Origin of the sequence: Salinibacterium sp. TMP30 (genome assembly GCF_038397785.1) — a bacterium.
GTDB lineage: Bacteria > Actinomycetota > Actinomycetes > Actinomycetales > Microbacteriaceae > Rhodoglobus.
Genome location: NZ_CP151642.1, coordinates 555,359 through 576,135 on the forward strand (window position 1 = coordinate 555,359; position 20,777 = coordinate 576,135).

The 20,777-nt window shown below is 60.7% G+C and carries 21 protein-coding genes and 1 riboswitch; of the genes, 3 read left to right on the forward strand and 18 right to left on the reverse strand.

Features of this window, described 5'->3' with window-relative positions; translation table 11 throughout:
* Positions 1-19 precede the first annotated feature (19 nt).
* The 12 genes from AADH44_RS02735 to AADH44_RS02790 all read right to left on the reverse strand — a co-directional run bounded on the left by AADH44_RS02735 (position 20) and on the right by AADH44_RS02790 (position 10,917).
* Positions 20-1,891, reverse strand: coding sequence for an ABC transporter ATP-binding protein (locus tag AADH44_RS02735; protein WP_341953942.1), 1,872 nt, complete (start codon positions 1,889-1,891; stop codon positions 20-22).
* Between the two features lie 154 nt (positions 1,892-2,045).
* Positions 2,046-2,402 carry a DUF202 domain-containing protein gene (locus tag AADH44_RS02740; protein WP_341953943.1) on the reverse strand — a complete coding sequence of 119 codons (357 nt, stop codon included), beginning with the start codon at positions 2,400-2,402 and terminating at the stop codon, positions 2,046-2,048.
* Positions 2,399-2,779, reverse strand: a complete 381-nt coding sequence (locus AADH44_RS02745) for a DUF202 domain-containing protein (RefSeq protein ID WP_341953944.1) — start codon at positions 2,777-2,779, stop codon at positions 2,399-2,401. The genes AADH44_RS02740 and AADH44_RS02745 overlap by 4 nt, the downstream gene beginning before the upstream one ends.
* On the reverse strand, positions 2,776-3,276 hold the full coding sequence (ribH, locus tag AADH44_RS02750; RefSeq protein ID WP_341953946.1) for a 6,7-dimethyl-8-ribityllumazine synthase: 501 nt from the start codon (positions 3,274-3,276) through the stop codon (positions 2,776-2,778). The genes AADH44_RS02745 and ribH overlap by 4 nt, the downstream gene beginning before the upstream one ends.
* Positions 3,273-4,571 (reverse strand): 3,4-dihydroxy-2-butanone-4-phosphate synthase, encoded by a 1,299-nt coding sequence (gene ribB / locus AADH44_RS02755; RefSeq protein ID WP_341953948.1) that lies wholly within the window; start codon positions 4,569-4,571, stop codon positions 3,273-3,275. Before ribB ends, ribH begins: the two co-directional genes overlap by 4 nt.
* On the reverse strand, positions 4,568-5,191 hold the full coding sequence (locus AADH44_RS02760; RefSeq protein ID WP_341953949.1) for a riboflavin synthase: 624 nt from the start codon (positions 5,189-5,191) through the stop codon (positions 4,568-4,570). Before AADH44_RS02760 ends, ribB begins: the two co-directional genes overlap by 4 nt.
* Before the next feature lie 2 nt (positions 5,192-5,193).
* Positions 5,194-6,276 carry a bifunctional diaminohydroxyphosphoribosylaminopyrimidine deaminase/5-amino-6-(5-phosphoribosylamino)uracil reductase RibD gene (gene ribD / locus AADH44_RS02765; RefSeq protein WP_341953951.1) on the reverse strand — a complete coding sequence of 361 codons (1,083 nt, stop codon included), beginning with the start codon at positions 6,274-6,276 and terminating at the stop codon, positions 5,194-5,196.
* An 82-nt stretch (positions 6,277-6,358) separates the two neighbouring features.
* Positions 6,359-6,510, reverse strand: a riboswitch (FMN riboswitch).
* A gap of 85 nt (positions 6,511-6,595) precedes the next feature.
* Positions 6,596-7,324, reverse strand: coding sequence for an HAD family hydrolase (locus AADH44_RS02770; protein ID WP_341953953.1), 729 nt, complete (start codon positions 7,322-7,324; stop codon positions 6,596-6,598).
* A 19-nt stretch (positions 7,325-7,343) separates the two neighbouring features.
* Positions 7,344-7,910, reverse strand: a complete 567-nt coding sequence (locus tag AADH44_RS02775; RefSeq protein WP_341953955.1) for a GNAT family N-acetyltransferase — start codon at positions 7,908-7,910, stop codon at positions 7,344-7,346.
* Entirely contained in the window at positions 7,910-8,920 is a 1,011-nt protein-coding gene (gene trpS / locus AADH44_RS02780; RefSeq protein WP_341953957.1) for a tryptophan--tRNA ligase, read from the reverse strand. The genes AADH44_RS02775 and trpS overlap by 1 nt, the downstream gene beginning before the upstream one ends.
* A gap of 12 nt (positions 8,921-8,932) precedes the next feature.
* Positions 8,933-9,793, reverse strand: a complete 861-nt coding sequence (locus AADH44_RS02785) for an exodeoxyribonuclease III (RefSeq protein WP_341953959.1) — start codon at positions 9,791-9,793, stop codon at positions 8,933-8,935.
* Positions 9,794-9,840: 47 nt separating this feature from the next.
* Positions 9,841-10,917, reverse strand: coding sequence for a YihY/virulence factor BrkB family protein (locus AADH44_RS02790; RefSeq protein ID WP_341953960.1), 1,077 nt, complete (start codon positions 10,915-10,917; stop codon positions 9,841-9,843).
* Between the two features lie 55 nt (positions 10,918-10,972).
* On the opposite strand from AADH44_RS02790, the gene ptsP reads away from it, so the two are divergent.
* A complete protein-coding gene (ptsP, locus tag AADH44_RS02795) occupies positions 10,973-12,619 on the forward strand; it encodes a phosphoenolpyruvate--protein phosphotransferase (RefSeq protein ID WP_341953962.1) in 1,647 nt (548 codons plus the stop codon).
* Here ptsP and AADH44_RS02800 read toward each other — a convergent pair.
* The 6 genes from AADH44_RS02800 to AADH44_RS02825 form a co-directional block, all read right to left on the reverse strand.
* Positions 12,616-13,314 carry a flavodoxin family protein gene (locus AADH44_RS02800; RefSeq protein WP_341953964.1) on the reverse strand — a complete coding sequence of 233 codons (699 nt, stop codon included), beginning with the start codon at positions 13,312-13,314 and terminating at the stop codon, positions 12,616-12,618. The two genes, ptsP and AADH44_RS02800, sit on opposite strands and share 4 nt — an antisense overlap.
* A 143-nt stretch (positions 13,315-13,457) precedes the next feature.
* Positions 13,458-14,216: a succinate dehydrogenase iron-sulfur subunit gene (locus AADH44_RS02805; RefSeq protein WP_341953966.1), complete on the reverse strand. Its 759-nt coding sequence runs from the start codon at positions 14,214-14,216 to the stop codon at positions 13,458-13,460.
* On the reverse strand, positions 14,216-16,030 hold the full coding sequence (sdhA, locus tag AADH44_RS02810; protein ID WP_341953968.1) for a succinate dehydrogenase flavoprotein subunit: 1,815 nt from the start codon (positions 16,028-16,030) through the stop codon (positions 14,216-14,218). The genes AADH44_RS02805 and sdhA overlap by 1 nt, the downstream gene beginning before the upstream one ends.
* A complete protein-coding gene (locus tag AADH44_RS02815; RefSeq protein ID WP_341953970.1) occupies positions 16,031-16,477 on the reverse strand; it encodes a succinate dehydrogenase hydrophobic membrane anchor subunit in 447 nt (148 codons plus the stop codon).
* Positions 16,478-16,479: 2 nt separating this feature from the next.
* Positions 16,480-16,917, reverse strand: coding sequence for a succinate dehydrogenase, cytochrome b556 subunit (gene sdhC, locus AADH44_RS02820; protein ID WP_341953972.1), 438 nt, complete (start codon positions 16,915-16,917; stop codon positions 16,480-16,482).
* A gap of 217 nt (positions 16,918-17,134) precedes the next feature.
* On the reverse strand, positions 17,135-18,265 hold the full coding sequence (locus AADH44_RS02825) for a glycosyltransferase family 1 protein (RefSeq protein WP_341954893.1): 1,131 nt from the start codon (positions 18,263-18,265) through the stop codon (positions 17,135-17,137).
* A 109-nt stretch (positions 18,266-18,374) separates the two neighbouring features.
* On the opposite strand from AADH44_RS02825, the gene AADH44_RS02830 reads away from it, so the two are divergent.
* Together AADH44_RS02830 and AADH44_RS02835 are read left to right on the forward strand one after the other, a co-directional pair.
* Positions 18,375-19,496: a mannose-1-phosphate guanylyltransferase gene (locus AADH44_RS02830; RefSeq protein WP_341953974.1), complete on the forward strand. Its 1,122-nt coding sequence runs from the start codon at positions 18,375-18,377 to the stop codon at positions 19,494-19,496.
* 130 nt (positions 19,497-19,626) lie between these two features.
* Positions 19,627-20,727 carry a BMP family ABC transporter substrate-binding protein gene (locus AADH44_RS02835; RefSeq protein WP_341953976.1) on the forward strand — a complete coding sequence of 367 codons (1,101 nt, stop codon included), beginning with the start codon at positions 19,627-19,629 and terminating at the stop codon, positions 20,725-20,727.
* The last annotated feature ends 50 nt before the right edge of the window (positions 20,728-20,777 follow it).

A 20,777-nucleotide genomic window follows, 5' to 3' on the forward strand; every position in this document is an offset into this window, starting at 1 on the left:
GTAAACGAGCAGCTGCCGCCTAAACCAGCAGCTGGTGCTTGGCGAGCTCTTTATAGAGCGGGGTCGACTTCACGAGTTCGGAGTGCGTTCCAACGCCCACTACCGCTCCCTTGTCGAGTACGACGATCTGGTCAGAGTCGACAACGGTCGAGAGACGGTGCGCGATCACAATGAGGGTGCGGTTTTCGGCCACAGCGTCGATGGCTTCGCGGAGCATTTGCTCGTTGAGTCCGTCCAAGCTGGAGGTCGATTCATCGAGAAGCAGAATGGGGGGAGCGGCGAGCAGCGTGCGCGCGATGGCGAGACGTTGACGCTCACCACCCGACAGCATCACTCCGTCTTCGCCGACGGCGGCATCCAAACCATCACGGTTGCGTTCGAGCACTGCGGTGAGGTTGACGGCGGCGAGCACGTTCACGCACTCCTCGTCGGTGGCATCCGGGGCGCCGATGAGGAGGTTCTGGCGGAGGGTCCCAGCCAGCACGGGCGCGTCTTGTTCGACGTAGCCGATCTGCGCGCGCAACTCTTCACGATTGAGGCCGCGAAGGTCATCACCTCCCAATCGCACAACTCCACCGGTGGGGTCGTAGAAGCGCTCGATGAGAGCCAAGATGGTGCTCTTGCCGGCGCCCGAGGGGCCAACGATGGCGGTGCGTTCGCCGCGAGCCACCGAGAAGCTGACGCCGCGCAGAACGGTGAGGTCGATTTCTTCGGCGGCCGCTTCAGCACCACCATGTTTGAGTTCGGCGAGCTCTGATTCCACTTTCACGAGCACTGAATCGCGGGGGTAGGAGAACTCGACCCGGTCGAAGCTGATCGCGGCATCCGTCTCGATACTCGCAACGGCAACCACGTCGGCATCTGATTCGAGCTCGCTCGGCAGTTTGATGATCTCCTGAATGCGACCGAGAGCACCCAGCGCCTGGTTCACGGCGGTGACCGCACCGAAGGCTTGGCCGAGCGGCATGATCATGAGGAACAGGAACAGGATGAACGCCACCAGGTTCGCGACGGTGATTGCACCGCTGGCAACACGGAATCCACCAACACCAAGCACTACCAGAAACGACACCTGCAACGCGATTCCAGCAATCGGAACAACGAGCGCAGAAATCTTGGCAACGCTGATGCCCATCTCCCAGGCGCCAACGGCATCCTTTTCCACAGCGTTAATCTCACGCTCGGTGGCGTTGGATGCTCGTACCGTGCGCACAGCAGAGATTGCGCGTTCCACGGCCGCAGCCAGGTCCCCGACCTTGCGCTGAGCTTTCTGGCTCGCCACCCGGATGCGGCGCGACAGAGTCGTCACCGTCACTACCGCAATGGCGATTACCAGCACGGTGAGGCCGAGCAGCACGGGGTCAATGATGAGCATCGCGATAAGCGCACCGATGAAAGTGACCGAGCCACCGATTGCTTCGACAAGGCCCTGGGTGAGCACGGCACGCAGCAGCGTGGTGTCACTGCCCACGCGGGAGACAAGGTCACCGGTGCGGCGACGGTCGAACTCTGAGATCGGAAGGTTGAGCATCCGGCTCACTAAACGGCGACGACTGGAGAGCACGACGCCCTCACCGGTGCGCTGCAGCAGATAGTGCTGAAAACCACTGATAAGACCGGAGGCCACAACGAGACCAACCAGCAGCCACACCAGTGTGCCGAGCGATTCATTGGCCTCCACAATCGTGATGACCTGACTGACCAGTAGCGGCTGCGCGAGCGACGCGCCAGCACCGAGCAGGCTCAGGATGATCACGATCACGAGAACCTTGCGGTGCTCAAAGAGGTAGGGCAGCAGTTCGCTGAACCGGGCGCGGGGGCCGTCGTCCGGGTTGTCGCGTGAAGCGGAGCGGCCGCGGCGGGGCGTTGACGTGTGTGAAGTCGAACTCATGAGGTTTCTTGATCCCAAAAGGAAATAGCGCAAAGGTGCCGCACGCATTCGGCGACATCGGCATCAGCAATCAGCCTCTAAAACACTATGCCTTCTGGCTGGGTGCTGCGTACAACATCCGGTGTATCTGCGGGGGCGTTGGCTACACAGTGAGTTAGGGAGCGAGTGCCCCGAGAAGTGCAAACACCGCACCCAGAATGGCGAGCACAAACACGGCGAGTGCCCACAGAAATAGGGGCGCAGCGCTGGTGAGCCGAATGCGATCAGTGGATGCCCGAACCAGCGTCAGATGCACGGTGCGGTATCGACGGTGCCCCACCCAGAACAGCACCGCGGTCATCACGAGACCAGCCGCCGCCACGGCATAGCTGCCGACGCTGACGGTGTTGAGCAGGAGGCGGGCGGAGACGAGCGCGGCGATCGCGAAGGAGAGCACGGTGCGCTGCCAGGCGAGGGCGGTGCGTTCCGCCTGCAGCCCGGCATCAAAGGGGCGATCAAAGGCGCGTGTCACTGGAGCAGCAGGCCAATCGCCAGCAGCAGACCGGCAACAACGACGCCGCCACCGATGGGGCCAGCAAGGTTAGGGGAGGGAAGCGGGCGACCCAGACGAAGCGATTGTTCGGCCTTCGCCCAGCCGAACCACGCTTGGAGAGGCGCGAGGACGCCCAGCAGAATCAGCAGCAGGGATGCGCCGAGTCGGAATCCCGGAGCAATCGGTAACACGAATGCCTCCAGTGCGACCCCGGCGGCGATCAGCGCGAGGGCGGTGCGTATCCACGCCAAAAAAGTGCGCTCATTCGCCAAGCTGAAGCGGGCATCCGGCTCGCTGCCGACACCATAGACGCGGCGCGGAAAGCGACGAGGTGCGGGTGGTTCGGGTGCATTCACGAGCGCGCCTTCATGCCCCGATCCTGTTCTCCACGAATCTGCCGCAACAGCACCGCGGTCGCGATAGCCGCGTTAGCGGCTTCTTCACCCTTGTCTTCTTTTGAGCCCTCAAGCCCGGCGCGGTCGAGACCCTGCTGCTCGTCGTCAAGCGTGAGCACACCGAAACCCACCGGTTTGCCGGTGAGGATTGATACTTGCGTGAGGCCGCTGGTGGCGGCATCCGAGACGTATTCAAAGTGGGGTGTTCCGCCACGGATGATTACGCCAAGCGCAACCACGGCATCCGCCCCAGCATCGAGCGCTGCCTTGCTCGCGACGGGCAACTCGAAACTTCCGGGCACGCGAATCTCGGTCACGGTGGCGTTGGCCGCAGCAAGCGCCCGGTGCGCACCAGCGAGGAGACCATTGGTGATTTCCTCATGCCAGTGACCGGCAACGATAGTGACCTTCAGGCCGGTGGCATCAGTAGTAATTTCGGGGGAACCTGCGCCACTCATAGTGCGCCTCTCTGTGTGCTCAGGCGTGCCTCAGTGAGCACAGCCGTGGACGGAAGAGCGTGGCCCATACGGTCACGCTTAGTTTCGAGGTAACCCTCATTGTTTGCGCCTATGCCAACAACTAAGGGGACGAGGTCGGCGACGAGCACCCCCCGCTCCTCAAGCTGACGCTTCTTCTCCGGGTTGTTGCTGAGCAACCGTACCGACGAAATGCCCAGATCTTTGAGGATGCCAACAGCGGCACCATAGTCGCGAGAATCGACAGGCAAGCCCAAGGCCAGATTCGCATCGAGGGTGTCAAGCCCATCTTCCTGCAGGCGATACGCCCGCAGCTTGTTAACGAGCCCGATGCCGCGACCCTCATGGCCACGTAGATAAATAACGGCACCACCGTCACGCTGCACAGTCTCGAGCGCAGCATCGAGTTGGGGGCCACACTCACACTTGAGGGAGCCAAATGCTTCGCCCGTTAGGCACTCCGAATGCACACGCACGAGGGTGGGTTCATCACCGATGCGATCGAGTGTTCCCGGAGAAATGAGGGCAACATGGTCGGCACCGGTGGAGTTGTCACGGTACGCGCGCACCGTAAATGACCCATGCGTAGTGGGGATTGTGGTCTCAACCTCGAATGACACCCGAGCCATCTCCGGGACAGGCTCCATCGGTACAGCAATGGTGTCGCACCGGTACTCATCGAGCCAGTGCATCAGGTCAACAATGGTAATCACGAGCACGCCCTCGCGCGCGCCGAACTTGATCAGGTCGGGCAGACGCATCATCTCACCAGAGTCGTGCACGATCTCCGAAATTGCGGCGACCGGGCGCAGTCCCGCGAGTTTCATGAGATCGACGGATGCCTCGGTGTGGCCGTCACGCTCACGAACACCGCCATCGACCGCACGAAGCGGCAGGATGTGGCCTGGACGGTGGAGGCTTGCCGGCATCGACAGCGGGTCGGCGAGCACCCGCAGGGTGTGGGCGCGATCGGCGGCACTGATGCCGGTGCTGAGGCGTGCCGCGGCATCCACCGACACTGTGTAGGCCGTGCCCCGGGGGTCCTCATTGATGCTCACCATCGGGGGGAGAGCCAAAGCATCGGCGATCTCGTTGGTCATGGGAGCGCAAATGAACCCGGAGGAGTGGCGCACCATCCACGCAATCCACTCCTGGCTGGCGAGTTCGGCCGAGATGATGACATCGCCCTCGTTCTCGCGACCCTCATCATCGGCGACGATAACGGGGCGACCCGCGCGCAACTCTTCGATGGCTTCCGGGATAGTGGCCAGACTCATGACTCGGTCCTTTCATGACGTACAGTTGCGTCGGTGAACTCAGCCATCCGGGCCACATGGCGCGCCAGAATGTCTGTCTCGATATTGACGGAGTCGCCCACAGTGAGCGCCCCCAACGTTGTTGCGGTGAGGGTCTCCGGGATCAGCGAAACCTCAAACCAGTCGCGGCCCACAGCACTCACCGTGAGCGAAACACCGTGCACGGCAATCGACCCCTTGCGTGCAACCAGCGGGGCCAGCTCCTCGGTCAGGCTGAAACGCAGAACGCGCCAGCTGCCCTCATCCTCGATGCTCAGCACGGTGCTCGTGCCATCGATGTGACCCTGCACGATGTGACCACCCAGGCGATCACCGACCTGCATGGCGCGCTCGATATTGACGTGATCGCCGGCGGCAACAGTGCCGAGGGTGCTCATATCGATCGTGATACCCATCACGTCGGCCGTAAACCAGTCCGGGCCCTGATCGACAACGGTGAGGCACACACCGCTCACGCTGATTGAGTCGCCATGGCCGGCATCCAGCACCGCGCCGCGCGCGCGAACGGTGAGTCGGGCGCCGTCTGCGGTCTCAGCAAAATCGACAACCTCGCCGAGCTCTTCAATAATTCCGGTAAACACGGTTACTCTCCTGTCGCTGTCGCTGTCGCTGTCGCTGTCGCCGAGCGGGCGACCATCGTTTCGGTCGCCGGCCGGGCGACAATCAGCACATCGTTGCCCAGGGGGCGAAGTTCGGTGATGCTGAGCTCTTTCGCGTCAGCAATGGTGGCAACCCCGAGTTCGCCGAGCGCGACCTTGGGGCCGCCCAGCAGTTTTGGGGCCAAGTAGATGAGCAGTTCATCCGCAAGACCGGCAGCAATGAACGCACTGGCAATGGTGGGGCCACCTTCAATAAAGATGCGCCGGATGCCTGCCTCAAACAGCTCAGTGAGTGTGGCGTTTAGGTCGCTACCGTCGAACTGCTGAAGTGCGTGGGGGTGCTCGCGAAGTCGCGCACCCGCCGGAATCTCGCGCCGCCCCAGCACCACCGGCTGCGGTTGCCACTTGAGCAATTCGCCGGCGTCTCCCCGCGCGGTCAGGCTCGGGTCATCGGCGAGCACAGTGCCCGTGCCCACGACGATCGCATCGGCACGGGCGCGCTGCTCATGCACATGCTGACGGGCAGCAGTGCCCGTAATCCACTGGCTGGTGCCATCGGCCGCCGCAGCGCGACCGTCAAGACTCGACGCCCACTTCACCGTGACGTGGGGGCGCTGTAGCCGCGCTGCCGTGAGCCAGCTGTGCAAAAACTCTTCTGCCTCCGCCGCAACAACACCACCAATGACCTCGACACCGGCATCGCGCAACCGTTGGCTGCCGCCGCCCGAAGTCTTGCCCGGGTCAGACACCGCGTACACAACCCGGGTCACACCCGCAGCGATCAGCGCCTCAGAACAGGGGCCGGTGTGGCCCTGGTGATTACAGGGTTCAAGCGTAACGACGGCAGTAAGACCCGCAGCATTGCCTCCGAGTTTCGAGAGAGCATCCACTTCGGCATGAGGAGTGCCAGTACCGTGATGCCACCCTTCCGCCACAATGGTGCCGGCGTCATCCGTGAGCACGCAACCGACCTGCGGGTTGCCGCCGGTGATGGGGCCGTGACTGGCAAGAGACAGCGCGTGAAGCATCAGCTTCTCGTACTGTGCCTGCTGTGCTGGTGTCGTCATCCGGCTCTCGTCTCGTGGGACGGCTCCGGGAAATGGGTTCGAAAAACCCGCTCCACAATTTCGGCACGCGAAACCTGTGAAGCTGTGCTTCCTCTCATCCGGACTGAGAAGCCTTGCGACTTCATTACCGTCGGTCCCGGAATTTCACCAGGTCAACCGTCCCGAAGCTTTCACTTCGTCGCGGGTCGCGGACTATCACCGCCGGTTCGGAATTTCACCGACCCCGGAGCACGTTTTACTTTACTTAGTGTACTCAACGCGGTCGCGCGCCAAGTATTCCCGCCCAAACTCCCAGTTTGTTGCGGTTTTTGACGCGGCGTCAGTCGAGAATTGCCTCAAGTTCATCAAGCGACTGGATGACGGTCACGCCAGCACCGCGAGCTTCGTCGAGTTGGGCGGTGGTTGCGCTGCGCTCGCGGTCGAGCCACACCCCGGTGAGGCCAGCGTTTGCGGCGCCCAGCGCATCCGTCGTTAAGCGGTCGCCGACGTAGATTGCGTCTGCTGGGTCGACGCCAAAGAGTTCGCAGGCGTGGTGAAAGATTCGGGGATCGGGTTTGGTGTGACCGAATGCGCCGCTAGCGACCACATGGTTGACGCGGTCGGCGAGGTCGACGGCGGTGATCTTGGCGGTCTGAAATTCGGGTTCGCCATTCGTGATGATCCCGATGCGAACAGCGGGGGACCGAGCATGCAGTGTGTCAAGGCACGCGAGGGCATCGTCGTGGAGGCGCCAGGCTGCGCGGTAGCTCTCGAAATAGGTGTCAAACCAGCGAGTGGCTTCGGTATCTGTGAGAGTCACGCCGTAGGGTTCAACAAAACCTCGGGCACGGGCTTGTCGTTGCCCTTCGAAGTTCACTTCTCCGCTGAGGTAGCGGTGGTAGTGAAACTCCTCAAGTGCGGTCCAGCGCACGCTTTCGGTGAAATCGGTGGGGCCGTCAGCGAAGGCAGAGCCGAGCACGCGACGGTAGTTGCGAATCCCTGAGTCGACTGCTGCACGATGTGCGAGGAGGGTATCGTCGAGGTCAAACAGTGCAACGGTGATGCTCATGCGGCCCTCTCGGAGGGGGCTAGATGGGCCACGGCTCACCAGATTCGGCCTCATAGCTGGGGTTCTCGCCGGGCGCGGTGAGGGTCGCCCACCAGGCAGGCGGATGAGTACCACCGCGGTACTCGCTCGACGAGGGTTCGACGCCGGTGTAGACGAAGCCGAGGCTTTTGGCGATGGCGGCGGACGCCTCATTACCGACGAGTGCTTCCCAGCGCACTTCGGGGCGGCCAGTGGAGAAGACCCAGCGCGTGACCTCAGCAGCGGCCTCTTTCATGAAGCCTTTGCCGCGGAAGGGTGCACCCATCCAGTAGCCGATGGTGTCGTTGTAGACGCGAAAGCCGATCACGCCGAGCAGCTCGGTCGTGCCGGTTTTGCGGATCGCCCACGTATATTCGTCATCGTCGTCCCACCACTGCGGCACCAGATTGTTGATGAAGAACTCGGCATCTGACTTTGCGTATGGCCACGGGATCGTCAGCGTGTGCTCAAAAATGGGGTCCTGACAGTGGGCGGTCATCAGCTCAATGTCGGCGGCGGTGAGGGCGTCGAGAGTGAGTCGTTCGCTGGTGAGAGTAAAAATCTGCATCAGCGCACCCGCGGCAGGAAGCCGATTCGGTCGTAGGCGCGAGCGAGAGTGGCTTCGGCCATCTCACTGGCGCGTTCAGCGTTCTTGCTCAGCATGCGGTCGAGTTCAGCGGGGTCATCGAGCAGTTCGAGCGTACGGGCGCGCACGGGGGCGAACTCTTCGGTCACAACCTCGGCTACCTCTTTTTTGAGGTCTCCGTATCCTTTGCCCTCGAATTGCGCTTCAAGGTCGGCAATGGATGTCCCGCTGAACGTGGAGTGCAGCGTGAGCAGATTCGAGATGCCCGGCTTTGCTGCCGTATCGAAACGAATCTCGCGGTCGGCATCCGTTACAGCAGATTTGATTTTCTTTGCCGTCTTAGAGGGTTCGTCGAGCAACCACAGCACTCCCGCATCCGTCGCCGCCGACTTGCTCATCTTCGATTCGGGGTTCTGCAGGTCGTAAATTTTGGCGGTGGCCTTCTGAATTTGGGGTTCGGGAATCACGAAAGTGTCACCGAAGCGGGAGTTGAAACGGGCGGCAAGGTCGCGCGTGAGCTCGATGTGCTGACGCTGATCTTCACCGACCGGCACAACCGCGGTGTCATAGAGCAGGATGTCGGCAGCCATCAGCACGGGATAAGTGAAGAGGCCAACAGAGGCGGCGTCGTTGCCCTGCTTGGCAGACTTGTCTTTGAACTGGGTCATGCGCGATGCCTCACCGAACCCGGTGATGGTGTTCAGCACCCAGGCGAGTTCGGCGTGGGCGGGCACCTGCGACTGCACGAAGAGCACAGAGTGTTCAGGGTCGATGCCGCCAGCAATGTACTGGGCCGCGGTGCGACGGGTTTGTTGGCGCAGCAGTCCGGGTTCTTGCGGCACGGTGATGGCGTGCAGGTCAACGACACAGAAAACAGCGTCGTAGTTTTGCTGCATTTGGCGCCACTGCATGAGTGCGCCAACGTAGTTGCCCACGTGGAGCGAGTCGGCAGACGGCTGCATGCCTGAAAACAGGCGAGGAGTGGTGCTCATAGGCTAATTCTTTCAGATGGAATAGTCGACAACGACCGGGGCGTGATCGCTCCAACGCTCATCCCAGGCTCCCGCTTTGTCGATGTGGTAATCCGCAACGGCAGCGGCAAGGCCGGGGGTGGCGACGTGGTAGTCGATGCGCCAGCCGGTGTCAGTGTCAAAAGCTTGACCGCGCTGCGACCACCAGGTGTACGGGCCGTCGATTTCGCCAGCGAACTGGCGGCCGACATCCGCCCAGCCAAGACCGGGGCCGGTCGTGCCGTCAACGCATTCGATGGTCTCGCCGGCCGCTCCAAAGATGCGATCGAAGTACGCACGCTCTTCGAACAGGAAGCCAGCCTTTTTGCGGTTGCCACGCCAGTTCTTGATATCGAGTTCGCGATGGCCAACGTTCAGGTCACCGACGATGAGGGCGTGGTCGCTGTGGGCGGCAAGTTCGGGCAGGCGCACGAGCATGGCCTCTAAGAACTTGTACTTCTCGACCTGCTTAGGAGTGTCAACAACGCCAGAGTGCACGTAGGTGCTCACGACGGTGACGGTCGTGCCGTCAACATCGAAGTCGGCTTCGAGCCACCGCCCAGCACTGTCGAAATCATCGGCACCGAGCGCAACCCGGTGAGCCAGAGGAGCGGATGCCGAAGACCCCTTGCGCGAAGCCAGCGCGACCCCCGCGCGGCCCTTCGCGGTCGCGGCATCATGCAGGATGTTCCAGCCATCGCCCAGCAGCCCTTCGACGTCTGCGTCGGCGGCGCGCACCTCTTGCAGCGCGAGAATGTCGATGTCACGGGCATCCAACCACTCGCCCATGCCTTTGCGGTAGGCGGCGCGGACACCATTGACGTTGACGGATGCGATGCGAAGACGTGTTGCCATGCTTACAGACTATCGAGCGTCACGTGACGAAAGTTTCGTCACGTGGCCTACTTCTTATTCGTGCGCGTGAACAGGCGCTTGAACGCGCGCATGAACCCGTTGCCATTGGCATCGTCGTCGGAATTCTCGCTCTCACGCTCACGATCGGTCGCGCGTTGTTCACCAGTGTCGGCCCCGTCAGCGGGTTCCTGTTCCTTAACTGCACGCGGAGCATCCGGGTCGCGCTTATCACCGCTGATCTCGACATCGGCGTCGTCGGCGGAAACTGCAATCCACGCTGCGCCGATCAGGATGATCTGGCAGATCAGGTTGAACCAAATGAGTAGACCGATAATCACCGCAAATGACGCGAGTAGTGGGTTGCGGGTTGCCCCGTCGAGCAGGAAGCTTCCGCCGAACTTAAGGGCGCCGAGTGCGATTGCGGCGATGATGGTTCCCTGCGCGAGCAGCTTAAACGGAATCTTGATTCCCGAGATCACCCGGTAGAACACCCCAAGAGTTGCGGCGTCGAGAACGAACACAATGATCACCGCAACAATTTGGGTTGCCGTTCGCGCAGCTAGAGAATCTTCGTTGATGGAAACGAGGTCGAGCACCCAGTTGAGGGCAGCAGTGCTTCCCACCGAGAGTGCTGCTGACGCAATCACGGCGAGCCCGAAGCCAATAGCAAGTCCGGCATCTTTCAGTTTCAGCACCAGAAAGTTGGTTTCTGAATTATCGAGCCCGAACATCGAACGGATAGCACTGCGACCAGAGGCGATCCAGCCCAGCGCAGTGAAAGCCAAACCGACTGCGGCGATCACACCGGTGATGCCCAACACCTGTGAGTCTGCAAGAGTTTCGCGTGTGATCGCACCGTTGCCGCTTCCGTCACCGATCAGTCCCGGAACGTTCGTTGAGATGAAGTTGTAGACGGCATTGAGCAATGCTGGATCGCCCTGCACTACGAGTCCGGCAACGGCGAAGGCGACCCAGAGCGCAGCGAATACGGCAAAGATGGCCTGGTACGAGAGCCCAAAAGCTAGCACTAGGCCGAGCTTGTCGGCATAGTGCAGAAACACTCGCACCGGGCGAAGCCCCATCACCCGATCGATGGCTGGTTTCAGTCGTTGAGCAAGCTGCATCCCTTAAGAATAGCTAGGCTGACTGTGCATAACGCAGAAGAGAGGATCACATCACATGGAACTTCAGGGTGTTGGGGTTGGACGATCAGTTGCCATTGGGAAGGTCGTGCGCATGCCCGATCCACTTCCTGAACCGAAAGATGCGCACCACTCTGGCGACGTCGCTGCAGAGAAAGAGGCCGCAGCGTCAGCTCTAACATTTGTGGCTGCCGATCTTCGCGGGCGGGCGCAGACGGCGGATGCCGAAGCCAACGAGGTGCTGTCAGCCACAGCCCTCATGGCTGAAGACCCCTCCGTTCTTGAGAGCGTCAACGAAATTATTGATGCCGGCAAGACCGCGGAGCGCGCCGTCTTCGAGGCGTTCGGTCAATTCAAGGAGATGTTGATTTCCCTTGGCGGAATGATGGCCGAGCGTGCCACCGACCTCAGTGATGTCAGTCAGCGCGTTGTTGCTCACCTTCGTGGTGTTGCTGTCCCCGGCGTACCGCAGCGCGAGGAACCATTCGTTCTCGTTGCCGATGACCTCGCCCCCGCAGACACTGCTTTGCTCGAGCTCGACAAGGTGCTTGCGCTCGTCACCCGCCGGGGCGGCCCGACGAGCCACACCGCTATTCTTGCGCGCTCGAAGGCGATCCCGGCAATCATGGGCGTTGCGGAAGCTCTCGACCTCGCCGACGACACCCTGGTGATTGTGGATGCCGGTGCCGGAACGGTCACAACCGATCCCTCTGACAAGCAGCAAGCCGCCGCAGAAGCTCGCATCGCGGAACTTGCGGCCGCAGCCAACGTCCCCATCACCGATGGTGCGCTCGCCGATGGCACTCTCATTCCATTGCTCGCTAACCTCGGCACACCCTCAGAGGCAGCCCAGGCTGTTGAGTTGGGTGCGGAAGGTGTCGGACTGTTCCGCACCGAACTGATGTTCCTCGACGCCACAACAGCACCGACGGTCGAGGAGCAGACCGCCGAATACACGGAGATGCTCAAACACTTCCCGGGCAAGAAGGTTGTTGTTCGTGCTCTCGATGCCGGCGCAGACAAGCCGCTGAGCTTCATGGCTATGGGCGAAGAGGTCAACCCCGCCCTCGGCCAGCGTGGGCTGCGCTCACTGCGCGTCAACGAAAATATCCTTCGCGATCAACTCACCGCTCTCGTCAACGCCCAAAATGCGACCGAGGCCGACCTCTGGGTGATGGCTCCGATGGTGTCAGATGCTGAAGAGACTGACTACTTCGTTGCCCTCGGCCGCGAACTTGGCCTCAACACCGTCGGGGTTATGGCAGAGGTTCCTTCCCTCGCAGTCCTCGCCGATCAGGTCGCCGAGCGCAGTGACTTCGTCTCCATCGGATCAAACGACCTCACCCAGTACACTCTCGCAGCGGACCGCATGCTCGGCACCTTGGCCAAGTTTCAGGACCCGTGGCATCCCGCGGTCCTCCGTCTCGTGAAGATGCTCGGTGATGCTGGTGCTGCTGCGGGCAAGCCTGTCGGCGTCTGCGGTGAAGCCGCGGCTGACCCCCAGCTGGCCGTTGTGCTGGTCGGCTTGGGCGTTACTAGCCTCTCAATGACGCCTCAGGCGCTCGCCGATGTGCGTGCCGAGCTCAAGACAGTAACCCTCGAGCAGGCCAAAGCGCGAGCAGCAGCGGCCATCAACGCGACCACGGGTCCCACAGCCCGCGAAGCGGCCGCCCACGCTGGCTAGCGGTACTCAGGGTTCTGATCGAACCCGAAACGTTTGCCATCTTTCCATTCGGCGGGCACGTTGCCTTCGGCAGGGATCCCGCCATTGGCGTTCAGCATGGTGGCCAAGTGGATGAGATTGTGCGCCATGAATGTCGTGTTGCGGTTGGTGAAGTCATTCTCCGGGCCACCTGAACCCTCGTCGAGGTAGCTGGGCCCCGGCCCAGCTTCACCGATCCAGCCAGCATCGGCCTGCGGTGCAATCGTGTAACCGACATGCTGCAGACTGTACAGAATGTTGGATGCGACGTGCTTCACGCCGTCCTCATTTCCGGTGACGAGCGCCCCGCCGACCTTTCCGTAGAACACGTATTGGCCTTTGTCGTTGGTCTGGCCGCTGTGGGCGTAAAGACGCTCGATGATTTTTCGTGATTCAGAAGATTGATCGCCGAGCCAGATTGGCCCGGCCACGATGAGGATATCGGCATCTTTGACGAGTGGCCAGAGCTCGGGCCAGGCATCATCGTCCCACCCATGCTCACGCATATCGGGGTACACGCCGGGAGCGATGTTGTGGTCGACCGCGCGAATAACCTGCGTGGAAACTCCGGCGCTTTCCATTACGTGGCGGCTGCGGTCGATAAGCCCGCCAGTGTTGCTGAGCTCAGGCGAACGCTTGAGCGTTGTATTGATGTAGAGCGCCTTTAGTGTCGTCATGCGCTCTAGAGTACGCCGCTCATCCACAACAAGAACCGGCCCTAATAAAGATCGGCCCTAATAAAGATCGGCCCTAATAAAGATCGGCCCTGCCGCTACGAAGGTAGGGACAGGGCCGATCTCATGTCGTGCAGGGTGTGCGGTTACGCGTGTCCCTTAATGATTGCCTGCTTCACTTCGGCAATTGCCTGCGTGACCTGGATGCCACGAGGGCAGGCATCGGTACAGTTGAAGGTTGTGCGGCAACGCCACACGCCCTCTTTGTCGTTGAGGATGTCGAGGCGAACCTGTGATCCTTCGTCGCGCGAGTCGAAGATGAAGCGGTGTGCGTTGACGATTGCGGCTGGGCCAAAGTACTGTCCATCGGTCCAGAACACGGGGCAGCTCGATGTGCACGCGGCGCACAGGATGCACTTGGTGGTGTCATCGAAGCGTGCGCGCTCAACGGGGCTCTGCTTGCGCTCCTTGCCGCCCTTGGTGGCGCCAGCCATCAGGAACGGGTTGATCTCCTTGTAGGAGTCGAAGAACGGTTCCATGTCTACGATCAAGTCCTTCTCCAAGGGGAGGCCCTTGATGGCTTCAACGTAGATCGGCTTGGTGATGTCGAGGTCCTTGATCAGCGTCTTGCAGGCCAGGCGGTTGCGGCCGTTGATGCGCATTGCATCCGAACCGCAGACTCCGTGGGCGCACGAGCGACGGAAGGTCAGAGACCCATCCATCTCCCACTTGATCTTGTGCAGGGCATCGAGAACGCGGTCGGTCGCGTGGACCTCTACGTCAAAATCTTCCCAGCGCGGCTCCTCGTCGACCTCAGGGTCGAAACGGCGGATGATCAGCGTTACCGTGAAGGTCGGGATGACCTCTGGTACGGCAGGCTTCTTGTCAGCGACGGCAGTGCTCATTAGTACTTTCTCTCCATCGGCGGGTAATTCGTGATCACAACCGGCTTCCAGTCGAGCCGGATGTGATCACCCGCCTCTTCTGATTCTGGGTCGCCCGTGAGGTACGCCATCGTGTGCACGAGGAAGTTCTCGTCGTCTCGATCGGGGTAGTCCTCACGCATGTGGCCACCACGGCTCTCTTTGCGCGACCGTGCCGAGAATACGAGTACTTCAGCGAGGTCGAGCAGGAAGCCCAGCTCCACAGCCTCAAGCAGATCGGTGTTGAACCGCTTGCCCTTGTCGTGGAGCTGAATGTTCTTGTAACGTGCGCGCAGTTTCTGGATGAGGGTCGTGACCTCTTCGAGGCTTTCATCCGTTCGGAAAATCTGTGCGTTGCGATCCATGGAGTCTTGCAATTCTTTGCGGATCACGGCGATACGTTCGGTGCCATCTCCGGCGCGAACTATATCGAGAATGCGCTTCACGCCACCTGCCGGGTTCTCGGGCAGCGGCACAAACTCGGCGGTCTCCACATATTTGACGGCCGACTTTCCGGCGCGCTTTCCGAAGACGTTGATGTCGAGCAACGAGTTCGTTCCCAGGCGGTTGGAACCGTGAACAGACACGCACGCGCACTCGCCGGCAGCGTAGAGGCCTTTGACGACATCCGTGTTGTTGCGAAGCACTTCAGCTTCGACGTTGGTCGGGATGCCGCCCATGGCGTAGTGCGCGGTGGGCAGCACGGGAACAGGCTCGGTGTACGGCTCGACGCCCAGATAGGTGCGAGCGAACTCGGTGATGTCTGGCAGCTTCTCGTCGATCACAGCAGGCTCAAGGTGGGTGATGTCGAGGTACAGGTAGTCCTTGTCAGGACCAGCTCCACGGCCTTCTCGAATCTCGGTTGCCATTGAGCGCGCAACAATGTCGCGCGGTGCGAGGTCTTTCAGCGTTGGCGTGTAACGCTCCATGAAACGTTCCCCCTCGGCGTTGCGCAGGATCGCGCCTTCGCCTCGAGCAGCTTCGGAGAGCAGGATGCCGAGGCCAGCCAAACCGGTGGGGTGGAATTGGAAGAATTCCATGTCTTCAAGGGGCAGGCCCTTGCGCCAGATGATTCCGACACCGTCACCGGTGAGGGTGTGGGCGTTGGATGTTGTCTTGAAGATCTTGCCGAATCCGCCGGTGGCGAAGATGGTCGCCTTCGACTGGAACACGTGCAGTTCACCCGTGGAGAGTTCGTACGCGACAACACCGGATGGCTGTTCGACGCCGTCAACTTCAGTCATTACCAGGTCGAGTACATAGAACTCGTTGAAGAAGTTGATGCCGAGCTTGACGCAGTTTTGGTACAGCGTCTGAAGGATCATGTGACCGGTGCGGTCGGCGGCGTAGCAGGCGCGGCGAACCGGTGCCTTGCCGTGCTCACGAGTGTGGCCACCGAAACGACGCTGGTCGATCTTGCCGTCTTCGGTCCGGTTGAATGGCAGACCCATGTTTTCGAGGTCGATAACCGCATCGATTGCTTCTTTGGCGAGGATCTCGGCAGCATCTTGGTCAACCAGGTAGTCGCCACCCTTGACGGTGTCGTAGGTGTGCCATTCCCAGTTATCATCTTCGACGTTTGCCAACGCCGCAGCCATACCGCCTTGAGCTGCACCGGTGTGCGAGCGCGTCGGGTAGAGCTTGGAGATGACTGCGGTCTTCGCGTGCGGCCCCGCTTCAATCGCGGCGCGCATACCGGCGCCGCCGGCGCCCACGATCACAATGTCGAACTGGTGGTAGTGGACTCCATCGATGATGGTTCCGTCGGCGATATCGCCGGTATTAATCGTAGACAATTAGCGTCCCTCACAGATGCTGGCGAGTAGAGCTGGGTCAGCTCCGGCGGGGCAGGGATCGAAGGTGGTGATCACCAGGGTTCCCAAAAGAATCAGGATCGCCGTGGAGGTGGCGATACCGTTCAAAAGGACTTTGCGCACTGTGGGGTTGGATGCGTAGTCGTTGACGAGCGTGCGCATTCCGTTGCCGCCGTGGATCAGTGCGAGCCACAGCATGAGGCCGTCCCAGACCTGCCAGAACGGGTCGGAAAGCTTTCCGCCGACGAAGGCGAAGTCGATAGCTTTGACGCCTTCACCGGTGAAGAGATTGACGAAGAGGTGGCCAAAGATGAGAACCACGAGTACAACGCCGGACGCGCGCATGTAGATCCATCCCCATTTTTCCCAGTTGACTCCGCCGGTGCGGCGGCCACGGGTGGGGGTGCGGGGGGCTTCGATGAGACTCATGCTCAACCTCCGAAGACGTGCATTAGGTGGCGGGGGACGAATCCGGCGAGCAGTACCAGCCAGATGCCGATGACAACCCAGAACATGGCGCGCTGATGTTTTGCGCCGAATGCCCAAAAGTCGATCAGGATGATGCGCAAACCGTTGACAGCATGGAAACCGATGGCCGCGACGAGCGCGATCTCACCGAGACCCATCAAGGGCGTCTTGTAGGACTCGATGACGACGTTGTAGGCCTCAGGACTCACTCGGATAAGAGCGGTGTCAAGAATGTGCACGAGGAGGAAGAAGTAGATGGCAACACCGGTAATACGGTGGAGCACCCACGACCACATGCCTTCGTTGCCCCGGTAGAGGGTGCCAGCTGGTCTTTTGGGGGAGCTAATCTTCGGGGGAGACTTCGGCTCCGCCACTAGGTTACTCGCCGACTTCTCTGGCACGAGGACCCTCCTTGCGGTGTGGGGTCGCGTCCACCGCGACCGATGAGTGTCCGCACAGGCGGACCTCCCCAGTCTATTCCTGCTCACGGTGCCCCGCTTTCCACCTCACGCTAAATAGCCCGTATTCGGGGATGTTTTCGCGAATTCTCGGAAAGTTAACGGGCTGGCGCCGACCAGAGTGCAGAAACTTTCGACGGAGTCGCGCCTACGCCAACGCCTACCGGGTCGCGGGGGCAACAGCCCCCGCGATCGTTGCCTCATAGTGTGCGATCAGTTGCGCGCACACACCACCCCACGATTTGCCGAGCACCCTTCGCCGTCCAGCTTCGCCCATACGAGCACGCAACTCCGGATCAATGGCAAGGGCCTCAACGAAGGCGCGAAGTTGACGCTCGTTGTCTGCCTCAAAGAGGAAACCGTTCGTACCGTGAACAACGAGATCGATCGGGCCACCTGCGCGCGGTGCTACGACGGGAAGCCCAGCGGAGTGAGCTTCCTGAAGCGTCTGGCCGAAAGTCTCTTCCGTTCCGGTGTGCACAAAAATGTCGAAAGCAGCGTAGGCAGTGGCCAACTCTTCGCCGCCCAACTTTCCCAACCAGGTAACGGGGATGCCGGCAAGCGCCCTCCTCACATTGGGAACAGATGGGCCGTCACCCACTATGGCGACGCGCACGCCGCTGAGGCCGTGGAGGGCTCGCAAGCGCTCCACCTGTTTCTCGGGGGCGATGCGACCGACGTAGCCGACCACCACTTCACCGTTGGGTGCCAGCCGCTTTCGCAGCTTTACCGCCGCCGGGGTCAGTTTCTTGCTCGGGTGATACAGGGTGAGGTCGACTCCGCGACCCCAACGCTCGAGCTTGGTGAGACCGATCGCTCGCAGATCGAACATGGCCGTTGTTGAGGGAGCGAGAGTGAGTTGGGCACCGTCGTGGATCCAGCGCACGATGCGCCACGCGAGTTTCGTCGCCGGGCCCAGACGATTGCGGCGGGCGTAGCCAGCGACATCCGTTTGGAAGATCGCCACCGCGGGAATACCCAGTCGGTTGGCTGAGGAAATTGCTTGGGCGCCCAAAAGGAAGGGAGCAGCCGCATGAACTATCTCGGGGCGAAAGTCAGCAATCAGTTTGTGCACTTGAGGGTTGGGGAGCCCAACGGGAAATTGGCGATAGGCCAGAGCCGGAACCGAGTGCACGGTGAATCCCGCATACGTTGTGGGTGCTCCCGCTGACGGGCAGATAATAAACGCCTCATGGCCCTCAGCGCTCAAATGGTCGAGCACTTTAAGCACGCTATTGGTTACGCCATTGACAGTAGGGAGGAAGCTTTCGCTAACAATGGCGACCCGCAAATTCAGCACCTCAATCGGTTGTCGTGTGCTCACGCTAGGAGGTGCAGATATCCGGCGAGTTAACGGGCGCTGAAGTCTCAGGTCGGGCGCCGAAGTCTAAGGTGGAGTTATGAGCCAACTTCAGGCCCCGTTTGACAATTTCTACAGCGTGATCCCTGCCGGTGGTATCGGATCGCGGTTGTGGCCGCTATCGCGGGCAGATGCCCCCAAGTTTTTGCACGACCTCACTGGGTCAGGCCAGACGCTGCTTCGCGACACCTGGGATCGTCTGGTTCCGATCTCCGGTGCAGACCGAATTATGGTTGTCACCGGGCGAGCGCATCGCGCGGCCGTCGAAAGACAACTTCCCGAACTCAGCGACCCCAACGTGGTGCTCGAGAGCGAGCCGAAAGATTCCTCGGCCGCGATCGGGCTTGCTGCAGCGATCCTGCTCAAGCGCGACCCCAACGTGGTGATCGGATCGTTTGCGGCGGACCATGTGATTCGGGACATCCGTGGATTCCGCCGCAGCGTTCGCGAGTCAATTGCGGTGGCCAACGCTGGATTCATCGCCGCCATCGGAATCACACCGTCTGAACCAGCGATCGGATTCGGTTATATCCACTGCGGTCGCCCCATTGAGATTGACGGTGCTCCGAGCGCCGTCTCCGTAGAGTCTTTCGTTGAGAAGCCTGATTTTGAGACGGCCCAGAAGTACCTGGCCAGCGGCGACTACCTCTGGAACGGCGGAATGTTCATTTCCCGGGCAGACGTGCTGCTTGAACAACTGGGCAGAGCAGAACCAGAGCTCCTTGCGGGCCTCACAGAACTGGCAGAAGTCTGGGACACCCCGGAACGCGGTGCCGTCGTCGACCGAGTCTGGCCGCACCTCACCAAGATCGCGATTGATTACACCGTTGCCGAACCTGCTGCCGCGGAGGGACGCCTGGTTGTCGTGCCTGGCGACTTTGATTGGGATGACGTTGGCGACTTTGCATCGATCGCTAAGTTGCACTCTGGTGGGCGCAAATCTGACCTCGCGATCCTCGGCGAAAATGCCCGTGTGCTTGCCGACAAATCCACCGGAGTAGTGATTAGCCAAACTGACCGGCTTATCTCCCTAATTGGGGTAAACGACATCGTAGTTGTCGATACTCCCGACGCCTTGCTGGTTACGACAACGGCGAACGCTCAGCGCGTAAAATCTGTGGTGGATGCTCTAAAAATCTCTGGACGAAACGACGTGCTGTGACGGCGTGATTTCGCGTTTGTAACCTTTCGGCTTCAGCGCTCATATTCGCACAATCATTTCTCGGATTCTTCGGTAGCGTAGGGGCATTATGTTTCGACAATTTCTGTCGAACAGCATCTTGGAGGACACCTTGAGAATCAGCACTCACGGCCGCGCACTCAGCGGCATGGCGCTCGTTGCAACGAGCGCACTCGTACTCGCCGGTTGCGCAGCAGCACCCGACGAGACCGGCGGAACTGCGGGCGGCGAAACGCTCGATTTCCTTCCCTGCATGGTTTCCGACTCGGGCGGGTTCGATGACAAGTCGTTCAACCAGCTCGGTTATGAAGGGCTTGAGTCAGCAGCTAATGACCTCGGCGTTGAATTCCTCACCGTTGAGTCGACGAGCGATGCAGACTACGCACCGAACATTGAGAGCCTCATTGCTGAGGGTTGCGACTTGATCGTTACGGTCGGATTCAACCTGTCGGCAGCGACGGTTGAGTTTGCTATCGCAAACCCCGACGTCAATTTCGCTATCGTCGACGACGCGGCAGACAACGACTTCAACGGCGAAACAGATGCAGATAACATCAAGCCGATCCTGTTCGACACCGCGGGTGCAGCATTCCTCGCAGGTTACGCAGCAGCGAGCTACTCCAAGGCTGGTGTTGTCGGAATGTACGGCGGGATGAACTTCCCCACCGTTTCCATCTTCATGGATGGCGCAGCTCAGGGCGTTGACTACTACAACTCCGAAAAGGGAGCGTCAGTCACGGTCCGTGGTTGGGACCAGGCAGCACAGGATGGAACGTTCATCGGTAGCTTCGCTCCCGGCACCGACTCACGTGCAGCCGCTCAGAACCTGATCGACCAGGGTGCAGATGTACTGCTGCCTGTTGGTGGCCCTATCTTCCAGAGCGCGGTTGAGGCAATTCGCGACTCCGGTAAAGACATCGCCATGATCGGCGTAGACGCAGACCTTACCGAGACCGAGACCGCAGCAGCGGACTTGTTCCTCACCTCGATCCTCAAGCAGATCAAGGTTGCTGTTGCAGACGTCGTGAACAATGCGGCTGAGGGAACGTTCGACACCACCCCGTACGTAGGAACGCTCGAAAACGGTGGAGTCGGTATTGCGCCGTTCCACGACTTCGAGTCAAAGGTTGACGGCGGCCTCGCGGCAGAGCTCGTCACCGTAAAGGACGGCATCATTTCGGGTGACATCCCCGTGAAGTCGTACCTTAACTAGTTAGTCAGAGCTGAAGGGGGCTGGCCTGAGGGTCAGCCCCCTTCGTTCTG